Source organism: Achromobacter mucicolens, assembly GCF_902859725.1.
Lineage (GTDB): Bacteria > Pseudomonadota > Gammaproteobacteria > Burkholderiales > Burkholderiaceae_B > Achromobacter > Achromobacter mucicolens.
Map to the genome: position 1 here is coordinate 35,926 of NZ_CADIJP010000017.1, position 16,347 is coordinate 52,272.

The 16,347-nt window shown below is 64.8% G+C and carries 16 protein-coding genes; 3 read left to right on the top strand and 13 right to left on the bottom strand.

Translation table 11 applies throughout. The annotated features are described in order from the left end of the window. Nucleotides 1-21: 21 nt before the first annotated feature. From HV786_RS20365 to HV786_RS20395, 7 genes are all read right to left on the bottom strand, one after another. Complete coding sequence (locus tag HV786_RS20365) at nucleotides 22-732, bottom strand: ABC transporter ATP-binding protein (RefSeq protein ID WP_056558800.1); 711 nt, start codon at nucleotides 730-732, stop codon at nucleotides 22-24. Continuing rightward, entirely contained in the window at nucleotides 729-1,496 is a 768-nt protein-coding gene (locus HV786_RS20370) for an ABC transporter ATP-binding protein (protein ID WP_128828936.1), read from the bottom strand. Before HV786_RS20370 ends, HV786_RS20365 begins: the two co-directional genes overlap by 4 nt. Then, complete coding sequence (locus HV786_RS20375; protein ID WP_128828935.1) at nucleotides 1,493-2,476, bottom strand: branched-chain amino acid ABC transporter permease; 984 nt, start codon at nucleotides 2,474-2,476, stop codon at nucleotides 1,493-1,495. Before HV786_RS20375 ends, HV786_RS20370 begins: the two co-directional genes overlap by 4 nt. Before the next feature lie 13 nt (nucleotides 2,477-2,489). Further along, a complete protein-coding gene (locus tag HV786_RS20380) occupies nucleotides 2,490-3,410 on the bottom strand; it encodes a branched-chain amino acid ABC transporter permease (protein WP_175211672.1) in 921 nt (306 codons plus the stop codon). A 40-nt stretch (nucleotides 3,411-3,450) separates the two neighbouring features. Next, nucleotides 3,451-4,626, bottom strand: a complete 1,176-nt coding sequence (locus tag HV786_RS20385) for an ABC transporter substrate-binding protein (RefSeq protein ID WP_056558788.1) — start codon at nucleotides 4,624-4,626, stop codon at nucleotides 3,451-3,453. 94 nt (nucleotides 4,627-4,720) lie between these two features. Further along, nucleotides 4,721-5,728 (bottom strand): amidohydrolase family protein, encoded by a 1,008-nt coding sequence (locus tag HV786_RS20390; protein ID WP_128828934.1) that lies wholly within the window; start codon nucleotides 5,726-5,728, stop codon nucleotides 4,721-4,723. Next, nucleotides 5,729-6,292: a 3-hydroxyanthranilate 3,4-dioxygenase gene (locus HV786_RS20395; protein ID WP_128828933.1), complete on the bottom strand. Its 564-nt coding sequence runs from the start codon at nucleotides 6,290-6,292 to the stop codon at nucleotides 5,729-5,731. It lies immediately after the preceding gene. 442 nt (nucleotides 6,293-6,734) lie between these two features. On the opposite strand from HV786_RS20395, the gene HV786_RS20400 reads away from it, so the two are divergent. Further along, on the top strand, nucleotides 6,735-7,601 hold the full coding sequence (locus tag HV786_RS20400) for an IS110 family RNA-guided transposase (RefSeq protein ID WP_252870230.1): 867 nt from the start codon (nucleotides 6,735-6,737) through the stop codon (nucleotides 7,599-7,601). 315 nt (nucleotides 7,602-7,916) lie between these two features. Here the strand turns inward: HV786_RS20400 and HV786_RS20405 are convergent, their stop codons facing one another. The 3 genes from HV786_RS20405 to HV786_RS20415 form a co-directional block, all read right to left on the bottom strand. Further along, nucleotides 7,917-8,903 carry a LysR substrate-binding domain-containing protein gene (locus HV786_RS20405; protein WP_252870229.1) on the bottom strand — a complete coding sequence of 329 codons (987 nt, stop codon included), beginning with the start codon at nucleotides 8,901-8,903 and terminating at the stop codon, nucleotides 7,917-7,919. 104 nt (nucleotides 8,904-9,007) lie between these two features. Further along, nucleotides 9,008-9,439: a RidA family protein gene (locus HV786_RS20410; protein WP_175211674.1), complete on the bottom strand. Its 432-nt coding sequence runs from the start codon at nucleotides 9,437-9,439 to the stop codon at nucleotides 9,008-9,010. A 23-nt stretch (nucleotides 9,440-9,462) separates the two neighbouring features. Further along, a complete protein-coding gene (locus HV786_RS20415; protein ID WP_128828930.1) occupies nucleotides 9,463-10,920 on the bottom strand; it encodes a 2-hydroxymuconic semialdehyde dehydrogenase in 1,458 nt (485 codons plus the stop codon). 153 nt (nucleotides 10,921-11,073) lie between these two features. Here HV786_RS20415 and HV786_RS20420 point away from each other — a divergent pair, with 153 nt between their 5' ends. Continuing rightward, nucleotides 11,074-11,559, top strand: coding sequence for a MarR family winged helix-turn-helix transcriptional regulator (locus HV786_RS20420; protein ID WP_128828929.1), 486 nt, complete (start codon nucleotides 11,074-11,076; stop codon nucleotides 11,557-11,559). 27 nt (nucleotides 11,560-11,586) lie between these two features. Here the strand turns inward: HV786_RS20420 and HV786_RS20425 are convergent, their stop codons facing one another. The 3 genes from HV786_RS20425 to groES all read right to left on the bottom strand — a co-directional run bounded on the left by HV786_RS20425 (nucleotide 11,587) and on the right by groES (nucleotide 14,734). Beyond that, on the bottom strand, nucleotides 11,587-12,528 hold the full coding sequence (locus tag HV786_RS20425) for a YihY/virulence factor BrkB family protein (RefSeq protein WP_128828928.1): 942 nt from the start codon (nucleotides 12,526-12,528) through the stop codon (nucleotides 11,587-11,589). A gap of 240 nt (nucleotides 12,529-12,768) precedes the next feature. Then, nucleotides 12,769-14,409 (bottom strand): chaperonin GroEL, encoded by a 1,641-nt coding sequence (gene groL / locus HV786_RS20430; RefSeq protein WP_056325479.1) that lies wholly within the window; start codon nucleotides 14,407-14,409, stop codon nucleotides 12,769-12,771. A 37-nt stretch (nucleotides 14,410-14,446) separates the two neighbouring features. Next, the gene (gene groES / locus HV786_RS20435; RefSeq protein WP_006221616.1) at nucleotides 14,447-14,734 is read right to left on the bottom strand and encodes a co-chaperone GroES; all 288 of its coding nucleotides are present in this window, start codon (nucleotides 14,732-14,734) and stop codon (nucleotides 14,447-14,449) included. Nucleotides 14,735-15,318: 584 nt separating this feature from the next. Here groES and HV786_RS20440 point away from each other — a divergent pair. Continuing rightward, entirely contained in the window at nucleotides 15,319-16,341 is a 1,023-nt protein-coding gene (locus HV786_RS20440) for a TauD/TfdA dioxygenase family protein (RefSeq protein ID WP_175211683.1), read from the top strand. Nucleotides 16,342-16,347: the final 6 nt, after the last annotated feature.

A 16,347-nucleotide genomic window follows, 5' to 3' on the forward strand; every position in this document is an offset into this window, starting at 1 on the left:
GCGCAATCCTTGGGCCTGCTCCTACACCCCCAGGTACTGCAGCAGCCGCGCCTCGTCGTCCAGGAATTCCCGCGACGTACCCGTCCACGCAACGCGACCCTTTTCCACGATGGCGTGGCGGTCGGCAGTGGCCAGCAGCGGCTCCAGGTTCTTATCGATGCACAGCACGGCCAAACCGGTCTGCTTCAGCGTATCCAGCGCGGCCCAGATTTCTTCGCGCACCACGGGCGCGAGCCCTTCGGTGGCCTCATCCAGAATCAGCAGCCGGGGATTGGTGAGCAGTGCGCGGCCGATGGCCAGCATCTGCTGTTCTCCGCCCGACAAGTGGCTGCCCAGGTGCTTGGCGCGTTCGGACAGGCGCGGGAACAGCGCGTACACGCGTTCCAGCGTCCAGGGCTGCGCCGCGCCTTGCCGGTTGTGCGCGGTGGCCACCAGGTTCTCGCGCACGGACAGATTGGGAAAGACATGGCGGCCTTCAGGCACCAGCCCGATGCCGCACTGCGCTACCTTGTAGGACGGTAGGCGGCTGATGTCCGCGCCGTCGAAGCTGATGGCGCCGCGCGAGGCGGGGTTCAGGCCCATCACCGCCTTGACGGTGGTGGACTTGCCCATGCCGTTGCGTCCCAGCAGGGTCACAAATTCGCCGGGCGCGATGTCCAGGTCGATGCCGAAGAGCGCCTGGCTGGCGCCGTAGTGCGCGGTGACACCGCGCAGCGAGAGCAGGGCGGTCATGCGCGCGCCTCCCGGGTGCGGCCGCGCTCGCTGCCCAGATAGCATTCACGGACCTGGGGATCGTCGCGGATCTGGTCCGCAGTGCCGCACGCGAGCGCGCGGCCGTACACCAGCACGGTGATGCGGTCGGACAGGGCAAAGACGGCCTGCATGTCGTGCTCCACCAGCAATATCGAGTAGCGGCCGCGCAGCGACAGCAGCAACCGGGTCATGGCCTCGGACTCGTGCTGGCTCATGCCCGCCATGGGTTCGTCCAGCAGCAGCAGCGACGGCTGGCATGCCAGCACCATCGCCAGTTCGAGCTGGCGCAGTTCGCCGTGGGCAAGGTCGCTGGCCGGCGTGTTCTCACGCGCCGACAGGCCGGCCAGGGCCAGCGCCTCGCGGGCGGGGGCGGTCAACGCCGGTGTGGACAGCACGGGCCGCCAGAACCGGAAGCTGTGGCCGCGCCGCGCCTGCACCGCCATCGCCACATTCTCCAGCGCGGTGAAGGGCTTGAAGACCGAGGTGATCTGATAAGAGCGCGCCAGCCCGTGGCGCACGCGCTTTTCCACCGGCATGCGCGTGACGTCTTTGCCATCGAGCAGCACGCGTCCGGCGTCGGGCCGCAGTTCGCCGCTCAGTTGCCCGATCAGCGTGGTCTTGCCGGCGCCGTTGGGGCCGATCACGGCGTGCAGCTCGCCGCTGGCCACGTCCAGCGATAGCTTGTCGGTGACCGTCAGCCCGCCGTAGCGCTTTTCCAGGTTTTCGATGCGCAGGGCGCTCATTGCGGCTCTCCGGAGGGATGGCGCGCCGCCCGGCGAGGCACGCACCACGGTGTTGCCGACAGACTGCCGTAGACGCCGCGCCGCGAGGCGAGCACCACGCCGACGATCAACAGGCCCATGACCAGCATCCAGTGATCGGTGATGAGCTTCAAGCCTTCTTCCAGCAGCAGAAACGCCAGCGCGCCGGCCACCGGACCGAACAGCGTGCCCAGGCCGCCCAGCGCGACCATCACAATAAGTTCGCCGGACGTGGTCCACGCCAGGTAGGACGGCGAGACGTACATGGTGAGGTTCGCCAGCAGCACGCCCGCCACGCCGCAGATGACGGCGGAAATCACATAGGCGGCAAGCCGGTAGCGCAGCGTGGGAAAGCCCAGCGCGCGCATGCGGCGCTCGTTGGCCTGGCAGCCGCGCAGGGCCATGCCGAAGGGCGCGTGGATCAGCCGGTGCATCAGCCACAGCACCAGCAGCAGCAAGCCGAAGGCCGTGCAATACAGCGCGAGCGGCGTGTCCAGCCGGAAGAGGCCAAAGTCGCTGCCGGCAAAGAGCGACATGCCGTCGTCGCCGCCAAAGCCTTCCAGCCCCGTCGCCAGAAAATAGAACATCTGCGCAAAGGCCAGCGTGATCATGATGAACGCGATGCCGTTGGTGCGCATGACCACATAGCCGCTGACCAGCCCGACGGCCGCGCACGCGCCGATGGCGCCGGCCAAATGCAGCCAGCCGCTTTCGATGCCGTAGTGCGACAGCACGCCGACGGAATACGCGCCCAGGCCCAGATACAGCGCATGGCCAAAGCTCACCATGCCGCCGTAGCCCAGCAGCAGATTCAGCGCCAGCGCCGCGATGCCGTAAACCAGCACGCGGCCGAACAGCGCAAGCAGAAACGGTTCGCCCTGCCACTGCGCGTACACGGGCACCAGGGCGAACAAGAACAGCAGCGCGGCGGCGGCCAGCGTGCGGGGAGATAGCGTGAACATGGCGTCGGCGTCCTTATCCGTGCCTGACAGGAAAGAGGCCCTGCGGCCGCATCGCCAGCACCAGCGCCATGACGATGTAGATCAGCATCGACGCGATGGCGGGGCCTGCGGCATTGGCCGCAGCCGGGGGCAGGGCGGCGCGCAGCAGCGTCGGCAGCAGCGCGCGTCCCAGCGTGTCGATCAGCCCGACCATCAACGCGGCCAGGAATGCGCCGCGCACGGAGCCGATGCCGCCGATCACGATGACCACCAGCGTCAGGATCAGGATGGGTTCGCCCATGCCGGTCTGCGCGGACAGGATGGGGCCGGCCATCAGCCCGGCCAGGCCCGCCAGCACGGCGCCCAGCACGAACAGCAGCGTGTTCAGGCGCGCGATGTTCACACCCAGCGCGCCGACCATCATGCGGTCGGTGGACCCGGCGCGGATCAGCATGCCGAGCCGAGTGCGATGGATGAGCAGGTAACACCCCGCCGCGACCACCAGCCCGACCACGATGATGAGAAACCGGTACAGCGGATACGTGACGCCCAGGATGTCGATGGTGCCGGACAGCCAGGACGGCAGCCCCATGCTGATCGGCGCGGGTCCCCACAGAATGCGGGTGAGCTCGTTGAAAAACAGGATGAAACCGAACGTGGCCAGCACCTGGTCCAGGTGATCGCGCGGATATAGCCGCGCCAGCGCGATCCGGTCCAGCAGCAGCCCCAGCACGGCCATGCCCGCGACGACCGCAGCGGCGGCCAGCAGGAACGAGCCGGTGTGCCGGAACACGGTGGCCGCGATGAACGCACCCATCATGTACAGCGACCCGTGCGCCAGGTTGATGAAATTCATGATGCCGAACACCAGTGTCAGACCGGCGGCCAGCAGAAACAGCAGGATGCCGAGTTGCAGGCCGTTCAAGGCCTGCACCAGCAGCAGCGTCGTGGACATGGCTACACCCCCTTGCTGGCGGCCGGCTGGGCCGCCCGCTTCACTTCATGACGCACTGGGCGGCGTACTGGTCGGAGACCTTGGACAGGTCGGGGAAGATGGGGCCCTTGTTGACAAACGCGACCTTGCCGTCGGCGTTCTCGGCCACGTCTGCCCGGAAGAATCCGGCCACGGGGAAGTGGTTGGGCTGATAGCGGAACTCGCCGCGCACCGATTGGAAGTCGGCGGCTTCCAGGGCCTTGCGCAACGCGTCCTTGTCGTCGGTCTTGCCGCCCGTCTTCTTGAGCGCCGAGCCGATCAACTGGGCGGCGTCATAGGACTGCGCGGCGTAGCTGGACGGCTCGCGGCCGTATTTCTGGCGGAACGCTTCAGCGAAGGCCTTGTTGGCGGCGTTGTCCAGGTCGGGCGAATACGGCACGTTGGTCACGGCGCCCAGCGCGTCCTTTTGCAACGCGGGCAACGTGGCGCCGTCGATGGTGTCCACCGACAGCAGCGGGATCTTGCCGAAGAGCCCTGCCTGGCGATACTGCTTGATGAAGTTCACCCCCATGCCGCCGGGAAAGAACACGTAGGCGGCGTCGGGCTTGGCGTCGGCCAGCGCGGCCAGTTCGACGGAATAGTCGGGCTGGTTGACCTGCGTGAATACTTCGTTGACGACATCGCCCTTGTAGAAGCGCTTGAAGCCGGCCATGGCGTCCTTGCCGGCCTGGTAATTGGGGGCCAGCAGATAGACCTTCTTGAAGCCCATCTGGTTGGCCATTTCGCCGCTGCCTTCGTGGCGCTGGGTGTTGTTCCAGGACGTGGAGAAGAAATACGGCGAACAGTCCTTGCCGGCGAGGTTGGTGGGACCGGCGTTGGAGCCAACCAGGAAGACGCCGGCGCTGGTCACGGGCCGCACGACGGCGAGCATGACATTGGAGTAGACGACGCCGGTGATGATGGGCACCTTGTCGCTTTGCACGAGCTTGCGCGCGGCCTGGACGCCGACTTCAGGCTTGAACTGGTCGTCTTCCTTGATGACCTGCACGGCCACGCCGCCGAGCTTGCCGCCTCCTTGTTCGACGGCGAGCATGAAGCCGTCGAGCTGGTCCTGGCCGAGCACGGAGCCGGGGCCGGTCAGCGTGGTCAGCAGGCCGATCTTGACGTCGGCTTGCGCGGCCGCGTTCAGCGACAGCCCGAGCACCGCGGCGGCGGCCAGCGTATGGATGCGTTTCATGGTGATTCCCCTTGCTATGCCGTGTGTCACGGTCGTGGATGTGATGCGCGCGGTGGCGTGGATTCGCTGGCGCGTTGGTTCACTGCAGCGCGTGTCATTGCTGCGCCTGCAAGCCAAAGAAGGTCATCGTGTTGCGGAACAAAATCTTCTGCTGCACGCCGGGCACGAGGTCGGCGTGCGTGACGAGCTTGCCGACTTCTTGCTCGCCCAAGGGATAGGGATAGTCGGAGCCGAGCAGGACGCGGTCTTCGCCCATGACGTCAATGAGCAGACGCAGGGAGCGGGGGTCGAAGACGGCGCTGTCGGTGTAGAAGCGGTCGGTGTACGAGGAGGGCGGATGCGGGCAGTCTTCGCGGACGATGTCGCGATGGCGCCAGGCGTTGTCGACTCTGCCGAGCAGGTACGCAAAGCTGCCGCCGCCGTGAGCGAAGCACAGCTTTAGGCTGCGGGGAATGCGTTCGAAGGCGCCGGACAGGATCAGGGACAGAATGCCGAGCTGGGTTTCTGCGGGCATGGCGACGAGCCACGGCAGCATCCATTTCTTCATGCGGCCGTCGGTCATCATGTCCCACGGATGGACGAGGACGGGAATGTCGTCGTTGGCGCAGTGGACGAGGAACTGGACAAGCGTGTCGTCGTCAAGGTCGCGCGGGCCGACGTGGTTGCCGATCTGCACGCCCAGGTGGCCGGCCGCGCGTGACCGCGATGCTTCGCGGCAGGCGAGGTCGAGGTCTTGCAGGGGGACCTGGGCCAGGGATTTGAGGCGCGTGGGCGCGTGGGCGCAATGTTCGAGCGCAAGATCGTTCATGCGCGCGGCCCAATCGGCGGCAGCCTGCGCGGGGTAGGTGTAGCCGAACATGATGGGCGTGGCGCACAGGATCTGGACATCGACGCCGTGACGGTCCATCTGTTCGATGCGCAGCGCGGGGTCCCAGAGGGTGGCATCGACGGGGCGGAACGGATGGTCGCCTGCCATGATCTGGCCGGTGGAACCGTTGTCGTCCGGACGCAGCCAGGGCGCGTTGGCGGGGTCAAGCGCGGCGGCTTCCTGCCGGGTGATCGGCGGGAAGAAGTGCGCGTGCATGTCGATTTTCTGGATCATCTAATTGGATGCCTGGGCGGGTGTGGGCTGCGCGGTCGGGGCTTGGCCCTTGCCCGGATGGATTTCGCCGCAGCCGGGGCAGGTGCGTTTTTCCTGGCTTTCGTAGAAGGCCTGGAAGAGGGGAGGCAGGTCGGTGACGATGCTTTTGAGCTGGACTTCGACGCGATGCACGAGGTGGCCGCAATGTGGGCAGTACCACTCGAATCCGTCGAGCAGGCCTTGGTGGCGCTGGCGTTCGATGACGAGACAGGCGCTGTCGGTTTCGGGGCGCTGGGGGGAGTGGCGGACGTGCGGGGGCAAGAGGAAGATGTCGCCTTCCTTCAGGTCGACGCGTTCGGGTTTGCCGTCGATCCACAGGGAGAGCCAGGCGTTGCCGCGGACTTGATAGAAGAATTCCTCAAGCGGATCGTCGTGATAGTCGGTGCGGTGATTGGGACCGCCGACGACGGTGACGATGAAGTCGCTGTCCTGCCAGATTTGCTGGTTGCCGACGGGGGGCTTCAGCAGATGAGCGTGGTCTTGGATCCAGCGCTGGAAATTCAACGGCGGGCCGTAGGCAGGCATGAGGAACTCCGTGGGTGTCGCTTGATGAGGGAGAGTCTAGGCGGGCGAGTGGGGGGCTGCACAATAGAAATTGTGGGGGTGGATATGCGGGTTATCTATCGCGGGGTTTCCCTTGTTTTCTTTTGGGGGGGGGCTGGTTCTTAAGGCGCCGGGCGCGTCGTCGGCCTGGGGTGCGCGGGGCTACGATTGCGGTCCGGAGCCTTCGCTCCGGACTGGCCTAGGCGGCCCCCCCATCCTCATTCTTGTATGGTGTGGATGCGTCTTTCGAAGAAGAAAGGCGCTGAGGTAAGGGACGTCCTCAACCATCAGCCGGTTGCACCCGGACTGCCACTACGAGAGCATCCCACCTCGCCTCACGTGTCGATAAGGAATCTAGCGGCCGAGACCGCCGATTGATCGCAAGGTAACGCCCGAGGCGTGGCTACCCCAGCGGACTTGCGTCTTGCCCAACAATCGCTCCAGCATCGTGGGCTGGTTAAAGCGTCTGCCGGCCACTAGTGTGATCGCCATGGAAGCGACAGGAGGCTATCAAGAGCTCCTGGCCCGTACGGCGCATGAGCGCGGATTTGAGGTTTATGTCCTTAATCCGACCCACGTCCATCATTACGCCATCTCTTTGGGGAACCGCGGCAAGACAGATCGACTGGATGCCGCCGTCATCGCGCAATACATCGCGCAGCATCACAAAAAACTGCATCGTTACGAACCGATATCTCCAGAATTGCAGGAAGTCAGAGCACTTCAGGCGCTGAGATCGACGGTGGTCCGTGTGGGCTCATTTTTGCGATTGTCGGCTCAGCGACATGGTCGCGTAAGCAGCCATCAGAAGAAGGCTCTCGCAAGTTTGACGGCGTGGTCAGAGCAGCTCGAACGGGAAATGATTGCCAAGATCAAGGCCCAGAGTGACTGGGCCAAGACATACGGTCTGCTCACCGGCATATGCGGCATAGGACCGATAACCGGCGTTGCCCTGACGAGCTTGTTCAGCCGGATCGACTTTGCCAGCAGCGATGCGGCGGTCGCCTTCTGTGGCCTGGATCCGAGGCCGAACGAATCCGGAAGAAAAGTTGGCCGGCGCCGGCTAAGCAAGCAGGGCGATAAAGCCGCGAGGACATTGCTCTACAACGCGGCCAGCTCAGCGGCGCGCACGGAACAATTCAAGGATTACTACGCCATGCTCAGGGCTCGAGGGCTGGCCTCGACTGCGGCCTTGGTCATAATCGCCCGCAAACTCTTGCGGATCGCGTACGCGGTATGGCGAATAGGCCAACCCTTTGATCCAGAGAAATTGCGACCGGCAATTGCTTGACCAAGACCATAGAATCTCGTCCGCCTTCGGCTCCCTTCGGTTTCCCTCGGGCGCATCTACACGCCCCGCGCACCCCAGGCCGACGCCGCACCCGGCTGCGATGAATTCAGCTTGGCGGCCTGGTGGGGCTTACGCAGCGTCTTGCGTCGTCGTGATGACGCTTCGCGTGTGGTTGCGCTTAGGAGTGCATCGGTGTCGCATACGTAAGGTGTCTGACACCCCAGCATTGCCCTGCCGCACTGAGCCGACGCCTCCCCGGTGTCTGACACCGGCCTACGAAGCTCGGTCTTCATCAGCCATCGCGCGGCTCCAGTCTTAGACGCCGGTCGACGGATCTTCCGCGGGCGCTAGCCGCTCCCTCGTAATCTGCTTCAAGTAATCCACCAGCCGCTGACATGCAGGCGTCAGTGGACGATCAGCTCTGATCGAATACCCCACGTCGCCAAACGCGCCAAACACATTCGTAGGCAATCGGGCCAGGATGCCCATCGAAAGAAACTGCGCCGCAGCGTCATAGGGGATGAGCGCCAGCGCGTCGCTATGCATCAGCACGCCGATGTTGGTCAGCAAGGACAGCGACTCGACATGCCGGACAGGCAAACGCAATCCGGCGTCAAAGAACGTGCGTTCTATCGACGCTCGCAGCGGCGACGTCGGCGCGGGCAGGATCCAGATGTGATCCATCAGGTTCGCCAACGCGACGTCGGTTGCACAAGCCATCGGGTGACGGGCGCCGACGACCAAACACAGGTCTTCGTGGTAGAGCTTGTGATGATCGACAGCGACGCCGGAGATCGAAGCCATGTCGGCGCCGGGCAGGCGGCCGACGACGATATCCACGTCGCCGGTGGCGAGCGCGGGCAGCAATTGCGCGGAGGGGCCTTCGCGGACGGTGACCTGGATGCCGGGGTGTTCGGTCATGAGGCGAGCGATGGCTTCGGGCAGGAGTTTGGCGGAGGCGGCAATCAAGGTGCCGACGACGACGTGACCGCTGGCGCCGCCAAGAACAGCGTCGATGTCGTCGGCCATGTAGCGCACTTCGGCCATCATGGCGTGTACGCGCCTGCCCAGCACGAGGGCAAGTTCGGTGGGTGTGACGCCGCGGTTGGAGCGTTCGAACAGCGTTGAGCCGAAGAAGGCTTCGAGGTCGTGGATGGCCTTGGTGACGGTGGGTTGCGTCAGGTGCAGTTCGCTGGCGGCGCGCGATAGCGAGCGGCGCGCCAGGACGCGTTCGAAGATCTGAAGCTGGTGCAGCTTGAGCTTGTGGCTCAGCGCGTTGGGCGTTATGCGGAAGTTCGACATCCGTGCGGCCGCCCCGGCGCGTGGCCGCGGACGATGGTCCTGTTCCCTGGGTGAGTCCGACATGCCGCCGCCCATGGTGCGCTGTCCGGATCGCCGGGGATCGGCTAGCGGGCGGCGGGCTTGTAGGCTACGGCCTTTATTTCGATCAGCAAATGCGGGTGCGGCAACTGGTGCACCGCACCCGTGGTGCGCGCCGGACCGTCGGCGTCGAAGAACTCGCCGTAGACCTGATTGTATCCACCGAAGTCGTTCATGTTGACCAGGAAAGTGCTGATCTCGACGACGTCGGCAAGCGTGGCGCCGGCGGTGGCGAGGATGTCGCGGATGTTCTCGATTACGGCGCGGGTTTGTTCTCGGATGTCTAGCGTGGTGGTGCCCATGGCGTCGACTTCGGCCCCAGCGATTCGGTTGTCGGGCAGGCGCGAGCTGGTGCCGGAGACGTACAGGAAGTCGCCGGCGCGTTTGATGTGGGGATACTTGCCGCGGGGCGTGGCCTTGCTGGGGACAACGGTGGCGCTGGCGGTGGGCTGGTTCATCGTGCGGTCCTTGTGTATAGGTGTCAGAGCTTGATGCAAACGTTGGTGGGTTCGGTGTAGAAGTGCAGCGAGTGGCGTCCGCCTTCGCGACCGATGCCGGACAGGCCGCTGCCGCCGAACGGCGTGCGCAAGTCGCGCAGGAACCAGCAGTTGACCCACGCAAGGCCGACCTGCATGGCCTGGGCGACGCGGTGGCCGCGCGTGAGGTTCTGGGTCCAGACGGCGGCAGCGAGGCCGTAGCGGGTGTCGTTGGCCAGGCGGATAGCTTCGTCCTCGGTGTCGAAGGGGGCGATGTGGCAGACGGGGCCGAAGACTTCTTCCTTGATGCAGCGGGCGCCTTCGGGCAGGCCGGTCCAGATGGTGGGCTGCACGTAGGCGCCTTCGTCGCGCGCGTCGCCGAAGACGGGTATGCCGCCGCCGGTGACGACGGTGGCGCCTTCCTCACGGGCGAGGGCGAAGTACGACAGCACTTTTTCGCGGTGCTCGCGCGAGACGAGCGGTCCCATCTCGGTGTCGGGGTCCAGCGGCCAGCCGATTCGCAGGGCGCGCGCGCGTTCCGCCAGCGCGGCGACGAAGCGGTCGTAGATCGGGCGCTCGACGTAGACGCGCTCGGTGCACAGGCAGACCTGCCCGCAGTTGGCGAAGACCGAACGCGTGACGCCGTCTACCGCCGCGTCGAAGTCGGCATCGGCGAAGACCAGCGCGGCGTTCTTGCCGCCGAGTTCGAAGGACAGGGGTTTTACGCCGGGCGCCACGGCGCGCATGATGGCGGCGCCGGTGGAGGATTCGCCGGTGAAGGTGATGCCGTCGATGTCGGGATGCGTGGTCATGAATTCGCCGGCCGAATTTGGGCCGAAGCCGTGCGTCAGGTTCAGGACGCCGGGCGGCAAGCCGGCGTCGTGCGCGACTTCCGCCAGCAGGGTGGCGGTGGACGGCGTGACTTCGGACGGCTTCATGATGACCGTATTGCCAAAGGCCAGCGCGGGCGCGACTTTCCAGGTCAGCAGCAAGAGCGGCAGGTTCCAGGGCGAAATCACGCCGACCACGCCGAGCGGCTTGCGGTAGGCGTAGTTCAACGCCTGGCGGCCGTCGGGCGTGTCGGTCATGTAGCTTTCCATGTCCAGCGTGCGCGCCAGTTCCGCGAAGGTGCGGAAATTGGCCGCGCCGCGCGGGATGTCGATCTTGCCGGCCCAGCCGATGGGCTTGCCGGTGTCGCCGATCTCGGCCTGCAGGAAGTCGTCGAACCGGCGCTCGATGCCGTCTGCCAGCGACAGCAAGTAATCGGTGCGCGCCGCCACGGGCAGCGCCGCCCAGGCGGGCAGGGCGCGCCGCGCCGCGATGACCGCGCGGTCGACTTGATCGCGGCTGGCTTCATGGACCTCCGCGATCAGTTGCCCATCCACCGGGCTATGTTTGTCAAAGGTGGACGCGCCGTCTTCGAAGCGGCCGTCCAGGTAGTTGCGCAGTTGGCGAGTCGGCATCGGCGTCGTTCCCGTGAAGTCAGTTAGGGCGGTTCAGATAAATACGTATACGTACTATATTGGCGGATATTAGGCAGTGGGCGAATCCAAGTCAATGCGCATTTGCGAGAACGGCTGCGCCTACAATCGCCAGGCACATTCCATGGACGCCAGATGACCGCCGCTTCCCGATTCGCCCGCCCGGCTTCCGCCCGGACCCTGAAGGAATTCGACCTGACGCACGTGGCGTCCCACCTGCTGCGCCGCGCCCATTTCCGGGCCGAGGCGCTGTTCACACAGGCGTTTCCGGACGAGGATCTGACCCCGCGCCAGAAGGCGTTGCTGGTCACGGTCTATCAGAATCCCGGCGCGACGCAGAACCGCATCGCCGAGTTGATCGCGCTGGACCGCAATTCTTTTGCGGAAATGATCGCGCGTATGACGAAGAAGGGGTACGTGCGCCGCACGCGGTCGGTGGAGGATGGACGCGCCTATGCGCTGGAAATCACGCCGGAAGGGGCGGCGCTGCTCGCACGCATTCTGCCGCGAGACGCTGAGGTCGAGGCGCAGGTGCTGGCTCCCATCCCGGAGGAATTGCGGCCTGTGTTCCTTCAGTGCCTGCGTCTGATGGCAGGTTTGGAAACCCCGCCCGCGCCTTGACGCTGCCGCCGCCGGTATTGAAGCGGGTCAGCTCTCGCTTTTGGGTACTGCCGCAGGCGGGGGCGTTTGAGCAGACGGTTGCGAAGGCCGTTCCACCTTTCCAAAGCGCAACGCAAATTGGCGCGTAAAAACGGCGCCAAAGAAGAAGATCTGCGCGGAATACCAGATCCACAGCAGCAGCGCGATCAGCGAACCCGCCGCGCCGTAAGCGGACACCGCGGCGCCGCGGCTCAAATACAGCCCGATGCCCCACTTGCCCAGCAGGAACAGGGCGGCCGTCACGACGGCGCCCGGGATGACGTCCGGCCACGAGATCCTGGCGCTGGGCAGCAGCTTGAAGATCACGGCAAACAGCGCTGCCACCACGGAAAACGAAAACAGGTTGGACGCCCACTCCGCCACAATCGAGAAGGTCGAGCTGGCCCAGAGCGAGCCATAGATGCCCCGCGCAGCCGCCAAGCCTGCGTTCACGGTCAGGGACACCAGCAGGAACAGCGCCAGCACCAGCACCAGCCCGAACGACAGCAGGCGGCTTCGCACCAGGCCCTTTATGCCGCTTTTCTGATTGGCCCGCACTTCCCACAATTCATCCAGGCTGGCCTGCAATTCCGCAAAGGCGGTGGTGGCGCTGAAGATCAGCACGCCGATCGAGACCATGGCCGCTATCCAGCCGCTGCCGGATTCGTGTGCGCTGGCAAGTACCGTCTGGATCACCTCGGCGCCGCGCTCGCCGATCAAGTCGCGCAACTGCGCAAACAACTCGGACCGCACGGCCTCTTCGCCAAAGAACGCGCCCGCCACCGCGATCACCAGCAGCAGCATCGGGGCCAGCGAAAACACCATGTACAACGCCAGCGCTGCGCCCTTGCTGGAGGCGCGATGGCTCGACCATTGCTTGGCGGAGTCCATCAGCAAACCGCCGATCTGTGAGGGTCGCAGTACTTGCAGAACGGTTCTGGGCAATCGCATGGGGCAATGTCTCGGTAGGGCGAGCCTTCATTGTAGGGACGCGTACAAGCCCAGATACGGCCAGATTGTTGGCAAACGTTTTCAAACGCCGGAAAATTTGCCGCTACTGAAACAACACGCAAAGTTTCGGGCACCGTTTCCGGGCCTCAAAAAGAAAAACCCCCGGGGCGAAGGACCGGGGGTTTTTGGATACTGCATTCCCCGGCCGAAGCCGGGGAGGCCTTGCAAGAACAGCGGGACTTAGAAGTCCATGCCGCCCATGCCGCCCATGCCGCCGGGCATGGCCGGAGCAGCGGGCTTGTCTTCAGCCAGTTCAACAACGGCGGCTTCGGCCGTCAGCAGCAGGCTGGCGACGGAGGCAGCGTTTTGCAGGGCGGTGCGGGTCACCTTGGTGGGATCCAGCACGCCTTGCTCGACCAGGTCGGTGTACTCGCCGGTCGCGGCGTTGTAGCCGTAGTTGCCCTTGCCGTTCAGCACGTTGCTGACCACGACGCTGGCTTCTTCGCCGGCATTCGTGACGATGGTGCGCAGGGGCTCTTCCACAGCGCGCAGGATCAGCTTGATGCCGGCGTTCTGGTCAGGCGTGTCGCCCTTCAGGTCAGCGATGGCTTGCTTGGCGCGCAGCAGCGCAACGCCGCCACCAGCCACAACGCCTTCTTCCACTGCAGCGCGGGTGGCGTGCAGGGCGTCTTCGACGCGAGCCTTCTTTTCCTTCATTTCGACTTCGGTGGCAGCGCCAACGCGAATCACGGCAACGCCGCCGGCCAGCTTGGCCACGCGTTCTTGCAGCTTTTCACGGTCGTAGTCGGACGTGGCTTCTTCGATCTGCACGCGCACTTGCTTGACGCGGGCTTCGATGGACTTGCTGTCGCCAGCGCCGTCGATGACCGTGGTGTTTTCCTTGCCCACTTCGATGCGCTTGGCTTGGCCCAGCTCAGCCAGCGTGGCCTTTTCCAGCGACATGCCGGTTTCTTCGGAGATCACCGTGCCGCCCGTCAGGATGGCGATGTCTTCCAGCATGGCCTTGCGGCGGTCGCCGAATCCAGGCGCCTTGACGGCGGTGGTCTTCAGGATGCCACGGATGTTGTTCACAACCAGGGTGGCCAGCGCTTCGCCTTCGACGTCTTCCGCGATGATCAGCAGGGGACGGCTCGACTTGGCGACTTGTTCCAGCACGGGCAGCAGGTCGCGGATGTTGCTGATCTTCTTGTCGAAGATCAGGACATACGGGTCTTCCAGGACGGCGACTTGCTTGTCCGGGTTGTTGATGAAGTAGGGCGACAGGTAGCCGCGGTCGAATTGCATGCCTTCGACGACGTCCAGCTCGTTTTCCAGCGACTTGCCGTCTTCGACGGTGATGACGCCTTCCTTGCCAACCTTGTCCATCGCGTCAGCGATGATCTGGCCGATGGAGGAATCGCTGTTGGCCGAGATGGAACCGACTTGGGCGATTTCCTTGCTGGTCGTGACCGGCTTGGATTGCTTTTGCAGTTCGGCGACGGCAGCGGCGACAGCCTTGTCGATGCCGCGCTTCAGGTCGATCGGGTTGAAACCGGCGGCAACGTACTTCAGGCCTTCCTGAACGATGGCCTGGGCCAGCACGGTGGCGGTCGTGGTGCCGTCACCGGCGTTGTCGGAGGTCTTGGACGCGACGTCCTTGACGAGTTGGGCGCCGATGTTTTCGAACTTGTCCTTCAGTTCGATTTCCTTGGCGACGGACACGCCGTCCTTGGTCACGGTCGGGGCGCCGAACGAGCGCTCCAGCACGACGTTGCGACCCTTGGGGCCCAGGGTGGTCTTGACAGCGTTGGCGAGAACGTTCACGCCACGGACGATGCGCACGCGGGCGTCATCACCGAACAATACTTGCTTGGCAGCCATGTTTTAGCTTCCTTCGAAAATTCGTTTGAGGCGGGGTTTACTGGACCACGGCGAGGATTTCGTCCTCGCGGATGACGAGCAGTTCTTCGCCATCAACCTTCACGGACTGGCCGGCGTACTTGCCGAACAGAACCTTGTCACCAGCCTTCAGGTCAACCGGCAGGATCTTGCCATCTTCGGTCTTCTTGCCGGGGCCGACGGCCACGACTTCACCTTGGTCGGGCTTTTCGGCGGCGCTGTCGGGGATGACGATGCCGGAGGCAGTCTTGCGCTCGTTTTCGAGGCGTTTGACGATCACGCGATCGCCCAGGGGACGCAAGGCCATGAGGAACTCCTGTTAACTAAAAGTAAGTGAATGGTCGGTTTGCCCCGGGAGGTGTTAGCACTCACCGGTGTCGAGTGCTAATTATAGGGATGATGTTCTGAGGTTCAAGGGGGGAAGGGGCGCTGTTACATATTGGGGCGGGCCGGGATCCGCTGCGTCAAAAGAAGCTTGCCATTCCTCGTTCTGGTGTTCCAAAGGGCAACCACCAGTCCTACAAGGCGGCTCTGGCGCCGCCAAGCTTCCTGCGCACGTAGCCCGAAAGGCACGCCGCGGACAGGCCTGGGATCAGAAGACCGAGCTGGCGGTGCAGCTCGCGTGCGCCATCGCCTACGCGGCGGTGACGATCAGATCGGCGTCCTGCAGTTGAGCCGTGGCGGCACCCGTGGCGAACCGCGCGGCGGGCGGCAGTGATATGGGCTGCATATCGATATCCGGTTTCCGAGAATGCGGCGTTGTGCTGCGTGAATGCTGGCTTTGCGCGTTGTGACCCCGCGAGGTCATGACGACATTGCGCATCGGTATTTTGTCCGGTGCGCGGCCCGATCCTATCCTGCCCGCATGACAACTCACCATTGAGGTGCAGCATGGGCAGTCACAACAGTCGCACACAGGAAGCAGCGGTACGCCCCGCGCTTCTGGACATAAGGCCGCTTTCGGTCTTCACCGGCGCGGAAATATATGGGGTGGATCTGCGCGAGCCGCTCACGCCGGCGCTCGTGGCGGCCATCCGCGCCGCGCTCGACCGCTGGAAGGTCGTGTTCTTTCGCGACCAACATATCGATCACGCGCAGCACCTGGAGTTCGCGCGTCATTTCGGCCAGCCGACCAGCGCGCACCCGTACGATGCCAACCCACCGGAAGGGTATCCCCAGATCCGCACGATTTCATCGGCATCGACCAGCGGCCGTCGAGGCGAGCGCTGGCACACCGACGTGACCGGCGTGGTCAATCCGCCGTCCGCCTCCATCCTGCGCGCGGGTGACCAGGTGCCGCCTTATGGCGGTGACACGCTGTTCACGAACCTCGTCGCGGCCTACCGCCATCTGTCGCCCGCCCTCCAGGCGCTGGCCGATGGGCTGTGGGCACGCCATCAGTTCGGGGGCTACAACGGCGACTTCGACAACGAGACGGTGTACGCGCAACGCGTCCGTGCCGAGCCGCGTGTGGCGGATCATCCGGTGGTACGGGTGCTGCCCGAGACCGGCGAGCGCGCGCTGTTCGTGAACCCCGGCTTCACGCGCCGCATCCTGGGCCTGAGCGAAGTCGAGTCGCGGCACGTGCTGAATCTGTTCTTCGAGGCGATCACGCAGCCCGAGTACGTTGCCCGCTTTCGTTGGGCGCCGGGCAGCATCGCCTTTTGGGACAACCGCGCTACTGCGCACCAGGGCCCCGGCGATTTCGCCTATCTCGATCGCGAACGTGTGCTCTATCGCATCACGCTGGCAGGCGAAGTGCCGGTCGGCGTGGACGGCCGCGAGTCGGTCGCCGTGGCGGGCGGGCGCTTTGCGGCGCACGACGACAGCGGCGCGCCTGCGGCCGACGGCCTTGCCAGGCAAGGCTTGAGTCAGGGCGTCGGCCAGGACGCGATCCAACCCGAATTGGTTTGAAGCAGG

Coding starts and splice junctions, on each gene's coding strand:
- HV786_RS20390 (WP_128828934.1), bottom strand. CDS start 5,728: ATGATCCAGAAAATCGACATGCACGCGCACTTCTTCCCGCCGATCACC.
- HV786_RS20425 (WP_128828928.1), bottom strand. CDS start 12,528: ATGCGATTGCCCAGAACCGTTCTGCAAGTACTGCGACCCTCACAGATC.
- HV786_RS20440 (WP_175211683.1), top strand. CDS start 15,319: ATGGGCAGTCACAACAGTCGCACACAGGAAGCAGCGGTACGCCCCGCG.
- HV786_RS20385 (WP_056558788.1), bottom strand. CDS start 4,626: ATGAAACGCATCCATACGCTGGCCGCCGCCGCGGTGCTCGGGCTGTCG.
- HV786_RS20370 (WP_128828936.1), bottom strand. CDS start 1,496: ATGAGCGCCCTGCGCATCGAAAACCTGGAAAAGCGCTACGGCGGGCTG.
- HV786_RS20420 (WP_128828929.1), top strand. CDS start 11,074: ATGACCGCCGCTTCCCGATTCGCCCGCCCGGCTTCCGCCCGGACCCTG.
- HV786_RS20405 (WP_252870229.1), bottom strand. CDS start 8,903: ATGTCGAACTTCCGCATAACGCCCAACGCGCTGAGCCACAAGCTCAAG.
- HV786_RS20415 (WP_128828930.1), bottom strand. CDS start 10,920: ATGCCGACTCGCCAACTGCGCAACTACCTGGACGGCCGCTTCGAAGAC.
- HV786_RS20365 (WP_056558800.1), bottom strand. CDS start 732: ATGACCGCCCTGCTCTCGCTGCGCGGTGTCACCGCGCACTACGGCGCC.
- HV786_RS20375 (WP_128828935.1), bottom strand. CDS start 2,476: ATGTTCACGCTATCTCCCCGCACGCTGGCCGCCGCCGCGCTGCTGTTC.
- groL (WP_056325479.1), bottom strand. CDS start 14,409: ATGGCTGCCAAGCAAGTATTGTTCGGTGATGACGCCCGCGTGCGCATC.
- groES (WP_006221616.1), bottom strand. CDS start 14,734: ATGGCCTTGCGTCCCCTGGGCGATCGCGTGATCGTCAAACGCCTCGAA.
- HV786_RS20380 (WP_175211672.1), bottom strand. CDS start 3,410: ATGTCCACGACGCTGCTGCTGGTGCAGGCCTTGAACGGCCTGCAACTC.
- HV786_RS20410 (WP_175211674.1), bottom strand. CDS start 9,439: ATGAACCAGCCCACCGCCAGCGCCACCGTTGTCCCCAGCAAGGCCACG.
- HV786_RS20395 (WP_128828933.1), bottom strand. CDS start 6,292: ATGCCTGCCTACGGCCCGCCGTTGAATTTCCAGCGCTGGATCCAAGAC.